Here is a 6,349-nt window from a genome sequence, read left to right as displayed (position 1 = left end):
GTTCGATGAGGGAGACGGCACCGGCCGGCAGCCAGGCGGACGCCGTGCCGCTGTCGTCCGAACCGGAGCCGAAGAGATGCGGGGCCAGCTGTGACTGGAGGTCGGCCGGGCTGGGCCTGCGCTCGATCTCCATCTGCATGCAGGACTCGATCAGCGGCCGCAGCTCGTCCGGCAGGCCCTCCAGGTCGGGACCCTCGCGGAGCAGCATGAAGACGGTTTCGACGGGGTTGGCGCCGTGGAAGGGCGCGTGCCCGGTGGCGGCGAAGACGAGCATGGAGCCGAGCGAGAAGATGTCGCTGGCGCCCGTGACGCTGCGGGAGTCGCGGGCCTGTTCCGGCGACATGTAGGCGGGGGTGCCCACGGCGACGTTGGTCATCGTCAGCCGGGTGTTGGAGACGCCGGACGCGATGCCGAAGTCGATCACGCGCGGACCGTCCTCGACGACGAGGACGTTCGAGGGCTTCAGGTCGCGGTGGACGAGCCCCGCGCCGTGGATCGACTGCAGGGCCTCGGCGACCCCGGCGGCGAGCCAGCGGACGGCCTGCGTCGGCAGCGGACCGCACTCGTTGACTATTTCCTCCAGGGAGGGCGCCGGGACGTAGGCGGTGGCCAGCCAGGGGACCGCCGCGGTCGCGTCGGCGTCCACCACGGCGGCGGTGTAGAAGCCGCTCACCGCCCGCGCCGCCTCGACCTCGCGGGTGAACCGGACCCGGAACAGCTGGTCCTCGGCGAGTTCGGTCCGGACCGTCTTGATCGCGACCCGGCGGCCGGACGCCGAGCGGGCCAGATAGACCAGCCCCATGCCACCGGACCCCAGACGGCCGAGTACCTCGAACGGGCCGATCCGCCTCGGGTCGTGCTGCGTCAGCTGCTCCATCACGTTCCTGCCACCTCCCCGTCGGGGCTCGAAGTCGTCCGGCCCCGTGCAGCGTCTCACCGAGAGCGGTCCCCGGGCACGCATCCCGATTCTTCCTGGCGAAGGCGGCGGTTGCGAACCCGGGGCCGATTCGGGGTGTCTTAAAGCGGAACGTGAGATTCCGTCATGGTCGCGGCCGCGCGGCGGTTCGCCGGCAAGGTGCTCCGCCGGGGTCCGGGATCCCACTGTACGGCCAGCTCAGCACGGGTGTGGCGGAGTCGCGCGGTGCGGCGGGCGGGCGGCCGCAGCGGCGGGTGGCGGCTCAGCCGGGAGCCGCGCCGGGGTCCTCTGCGGGGGCGAGCACCGCGAAATTCGCGCCCTGGTCGTCCACAACGATCGAGAAACGGCCGTACGGCGAGTCCACCGGTTCCGCGGTGGCCCGGCCGCCGAGCCGGGTGACGGTCCGTACCGCGTCGTCACAGTCCGCGACCGCGAAGTACACGAGGTAGTGGGCGGGCATGGCCTCGGGGAAGCGGTCGTCCATGACGCAGCGGCCGCCGATGGCCGTGTCCTCGCCGGGCGGGGAGCCGGCGGGGGACCAGAGCCGGAAGTCGAAGTCGTCGCCGGCGTCGATGTCCTCCATGGCGTAGCCGAAGACCTGTCCGTAGAAGGGGTCCACCGCGGCCTTGTCCCGGGTGTAGACCTCCGTCCACGCGTACGAACCGGGCAGGCCCTGCACCTCGAAGCCCTGGTGCCGGCCGCTCTGCCACAGGCCGAAGACGGCCCCGCCCGGGTCGACGGCGTGCGTCATCACCCCGAAGCCGTCGATGGTGACCGGTTCGGACACCAGCCGGCCGCCGGCCGTGCGGATCCGGGCGGCGGCGCGGGACGCGTCGGCGGTCGCGAGGTAGACGCCCCAGGCCGTGGGCATGCGGCCGTCGGGCTTGGGTGCCAGCGCGGCCGCCTTCCGGCCGTCCAGGAGTGCCTCGGTGTAGTGCGCGTGGTCGGCGCCGTCGTCCTCGAACGTCCAGCCGAAGAGTTCACCGTAGAAGCGCTTCCCCGCCTCCAGGTCGGGCAGCATCACGTCCGCCCAGCAGGGCACGCCCTCCGCGAATGGGGCCATGGCGCCGAGTCCTCCCGTGAGCGGGGATGTGACGGATGTCGCGCTCGTCAGGCTAGCGGCGGTTCGCGGCCGCTGCCCGGTGAGCGGCGGGAGCGGTCGCGGGCGGCCGTCTGCGGGAGTCGCGGGGACGGCCGCAGAAGGGCGTCGCGGAGGCGGCGCCACGCGTGGCGCGGAGAACGCGCCGGGATGGCGCCGGACCGGTTGTCCACAGGCTGTTGATAACAGGATTCACCGGTACGGAGTAGTGGTCCGCGATGTCCTCCACGGGCTCCCGGCGCGCTGCGGAAGACCGGGAAACCCCGCCTGACAGGCGGTTTTGTCCGGGCCGCCCGAGTGGCCCCCGTTTGCATGCGGTCGAATCGCGCTCCGATCACCCGTCGGTAAGCTGACGACATGACAGGACAAGTTCGCACCGTCGACGGGCGGGTGGCCGGACGCCGTGGACAGGCGACGCGCCAGAAGCTCCTCGACTGCCTCGGCGAGATGCTGGGTTCATCTCCGTACCGGGACGTCAAGGTCATCGATGTCGCCCGGAAGGCGGGGACCTCCCCGGCGACCTTCTACCAGTACTTCCCCGACGTCGAAGGCGCCGTTCTCGAGATCGCCGAGGAGATGGCCAAGGAGGGGACGGCGCTGACCGACCTCGTCGCGGGCCGCTCCTGGGCCGGGAAGGCCGGGCGGCAGACCGCGGAGCAGCTGGTCGACGGTTTCCTCGCGTTCTGGCGGAAGCACGACGCCATCCTCCGGGTCGTCGACCTCGGCGCGGCCGAAGGGGACAAACGGTTCTACAAGATCCGTATGAAGGTCCTCAACACGGTCGCGGGCTCGCTCACGGAGGCCGTGAAGGACCTCCAGAAGAAGGGCCGGGTCGACGCGGACGTCAACCCGGCGGCGATGGCCGGCTCGCTGGCGATGATGCTGGCCAGTGTCGCCTCGCACCAGAAGGGCTTCCAGGGCTGGGGCGTGAAGCAGGCCGAGCTCAAGCCGAATCTGGCGGTGCTCGTGCATCTGGGTGTCACCGGCCGGAAGCCGGCGAAGTAGGACCCTCCGTCACCCGGCGCGACGAAGCAGTACGTCCGCCACCCGGCACGAACCCGGCGCGACGAAGCAGTACGTCCGTCATCGGGCGCGAACCCGGCGCGACGAACCGTACGTCCGCCATCCGGCGCGACGAGTGGCGCCTTCCACCACCAGGCGCGACGAGCAGCACCTTCCGCGACCCCGCGCAGCCCGCGGTACCACCTCTCGCCTCCCGGCGCGACCCGCGGCGCCCTTCTCCGTTCTCCCCTTCTCCGTTCTTCCCTCTTCACCGGCGCGGCCCGCGGCCGCTCCGCCTCCCCGGCGCGGTGACGGCGGCAGCCGTTCCGGCCGGTGGGAGCAGCAGTCCCGGACACCTGCCGCGACATCCTGGCGGGCACCGGCCGCTGCCCCCTGCGGACCACGCCCCGTACCGCGCGAGCGCCGTCCGCCGAGCGCCGTCCGCAGACCGCCATCTGTCGTCCGCTGCCCGCTGCCCGCTGCCCGCTGCCCTCCGTCCGCAGCCGCCGTGCTTGTGCCCGTCCCTGTTCCCGCCCCTCGGCACCGTCCCCCGCCCCGGCACCCTTCCCTCACCGTCCCCGGTCTCCACCGTCCCCGTCCCCTTCCCCGGCCGCGGACACGCCGTGCGCCCGATTGGTCGCGGGTCACGGGCACTTCGGGCCGTGCCGAACCCCGGGCCCCTGCCGTCACCGAAACCGCTCGTATGCTCGGGTGATGACCACGAGAGCGCAGGATCCCCGGGACGCGACAGCTGCCACCGAGGCACCCACCGCGAACGCCATGCGGCGGGCGCTCCGCAGAGCCCGCGACGGGGTCGCGCTCGACGCGGCCGAGGCCGCCGTGCTGCTCCGGGCCCGGGGCGCCGACCTCGAGGACCTCGCCGCGTCGGCCGCCCGGGTGCGGGACGCGGGGCTGGAGGCCGCCGGCCGGCCCGGCGTGATCACGTACTCCCGCAAGGTCTTCATCCCGCTGACCCGGCTCTGCCGCGACAAGTGCCACTACTGCACCTTCGTGACCGTCCCCGGCAAGCTGCGCCGGGAGGGACACGGGATGTTCCTGTCGCCCGACGAGGTGCTGGACATCGCCCGCCGGGGCGCGGAGCTGGGCTGCAAGGAGGCGCTGTTCACCCTCGGCGACCGGCCCGAGGACCGCTGGCCGGAGGCCCGCGAGTGGCTGGAGTCGCACGGTTACGACGACACGCTCTCCTACGTCCGCGCCATGGCGGTCCGGGTGCTGGAGGAGACCGGTCTGCTGCCGCACCTCAACCCGGGTGTCATGTCGTGGACGGATCTCCAGCGGCTCAAGCCCGTCGCCCCCTCGATGGGCATGATGCTGGAGACCACCGCGACCCGGCTGTGGTCGGAGCCCGGCGGCCCGCACCACGGCTCGCCGGACAAGGAACCGGCCGTGCGGCTCCGGGTGCTGGAGGACGCGGGCCGCTCCAATGTGCCGTTCACCACGGGTGTCCTGATCGGCATCGGCGAGTCCTGCGAGGAGCGTGCGGAGTCGCTGTTCGCGCTGCGCCGCACGGCGCGCGCCTACCACGGCATCCAGGAAGTCATCGTGCAGAACTTCCGCGCCAAGCCGGACACCGCGATGCGCGGCATGCCCGACGCCGAACTGGAGGAGCTGGCCGCCGCCGTCGCCGTCACCCGGCACATCCTCGGCCCGTCGGCGCGCGTCCAGGCGCCGCCGAACCTCGTGGACTCCGAGTACGCCCTGCTGATCCGCGCCGGCATCGACGACTGGGGCGGCGTCTCCCCGCTCACCCCGGACCACGTCAACCCCGAGCGCCCCTGGCCGCACATCGACGAGCTGGCCGAGCGCACCGCCGCGGCCGGCTTCCGGCTGCGCGAACGGCTCACCATCTACCCCGAGTTCCTGCGCCGCGGCGAGCCCTGGCTGGACCCCCGGCTGCTGCCGCACGTCACCGCGCTCGCCGATCCGGAGACCGGGCTGGCCCGGGAGGGCGTGAAACCGTCCGGGCTGCCCTGGCAGGAGGCCGACGAGGAGTTCTCCCTCGGCGCCTCGGGCCGTACCGACCTGCACCGCACCATCGACACCGAGGGCCGCACCGCCGACCGCCGGGACGACTTCGACGAGGTGTACGGCGACTGGGAGGCGCTGCGCGAGGCCGCCGCCCCGGGCCTGGCGCCGGAGCGGGCCGACGGGGACGTACGGGCCGCGCTCGCCCGGGCCGCCGACGACCCGGCGAAGCTCACCGACGACCAGGCGCTGGCCCTGCTGCACGCGGACGGCCCGGCGCTGGACGCGCTCTGCCGGATCGCGGACGACCTGCGCCGCTCGGTGGTCGGCGACGACGTCACGTACATCGTCACCAGGAACATCAACTTCACCAATGTCTGCTACACCGGCTGCCGCTTCTGCGCCTTCGCCCAGCGCCGCACGGACGCCGACGCGTACACCCTCTCGCTCGGCCAGGTCGCCGACCGTGCCGAGCAGGCGTGGGAGATCGGCGCGACCGAGGTGTGCATGCAGGGCGGCATCCACCCGGACCTGCCCGGCACCGCCTACTTCGACATCGCGCGGGCCGTGAAGGAACGCGTCCCCGGCATGCACGTGCACGCCTTCTCGCCGATGGAGGTCGTCAACGGCGCCTCCCGCACGGGCCTGTCGATCCGGGAGTGGCTGACCGCCGCGAAGGAGGCCGGGCTCGACAGCATCCCCGGCACCGCCGCCGAGATCCTCGACGACGAGGTCCGCTGGATCCTCACCAAGGGCAAGCTGCCGACCGCCACCTGGGTCGAGGTGGTGAGCACGGCACACGAGCTGGGCATCCGCTCCTCCTCCACGATGATGTACGGGCACGTGGACCAGCCCCGGCACTGGCTCGGCCACTTCCGGCTGCTCGCCGGCATGCAGCGGTCCGCGCTGGAGAAGGGCGTGGAGGGCTTCACCGAGTTCGTGACGCTGCCGTTCATCCACACCAACGCCCCGGTCTACCTGGCCGGCATCGCCCGCCCGGGGCCGACCACGCGCGACAACCGGGCGGTCACCGCCATGGCCCGGCTGCTGCTCCACCCGTACATCCCCAACATCCAGACGAGCTGGGTGAAGCTCGGCACCGAGGGCGCCGCCGAGATGCTCCGCTCCGGCGCCAACGACCTCGGCGGCACGCTGATGGAGGAGACCATCTCCCGGATGGCGGGCTCCTCCTACGGCTCGTACCGCTCGGTCCGCGACCTGGTGGCGATCGCCGACGCGGCGGGCCGTCCCGCCCGGCCGCGCACCACCACGTACGGCGAGGTGCCGAGGGAGCGGCAGGAGGCGACCCGCGCCTCCGACGGCCATCTGCCGGAGCTGCTGCCCGT

4 protein-coding genes are annotated in these 6,349 nt (G+C 72.9%); 2 read left to right on the top strand and 2 right to left on the bottom strand.

Features of this window, described 5'->3' with window-relative positions; all coding sequences use genetic code 11:
- Positions 1-877, bottom strand: an 877-nt coding sequence (locus GCU69_RS09815; protein WP_156205702.1) for a serine/threonine-protein kinase, incomplete at its 3' end; no start/stop codon positions are given.
- A gap of 301 nt (positions 878-1,178) precedes the next feature.
- Positions 1,179-1,979, bottom strand: a complete 801-nt coding sequence (locus tag GCU69_RS09810) for a VOC family protein (RefSeq protein ID WP_098754707.1) — start codon at positions 1,977-1,979, stop codon at positions 1,179-1,181.
- A gap of 393 nt (positions 1,980-2,372) precedes the next feature.
- On the opposite strand from GCU69_RS09810, the gene GCU69_RS09805 reads away from it, so the two are divergent.
- Positions 2,373-3,020, top strand: a complete 648-nt coding sequence (locus tag GCU69_RS09805; RefSeq protein WP_098754706.1) for a TetR family transcriptional regulator — start codon at positions 2,373-2,375, stop codon at positions 3,018-3,020.
- 777 nt (positions 3,021-3,797) lie between these two features.
- The coding region (locus GCU69_RS09800; RefSeq protein WP_235978366.1) for a bifunctional FO biosynthesis protein CofGH at positions 3,798-6,349 on the top strand (2,552 nt) is incomplete at its 3' end.

The organism is Streptomyces lycii, assembly GCF_009735685.1.
Taxonomy (GTDB): Bacteria; Actinomycetota; Actinomycetes; order Streptomycetales; family Streptomycetaceae; genus Streptomyces; species Streptomyces lycii.
The sequence above is the reverse complement of the archived record's forward strand: the minus strand, read 5'-3'. Positions and strand labels throughout refer to the sequence as shown.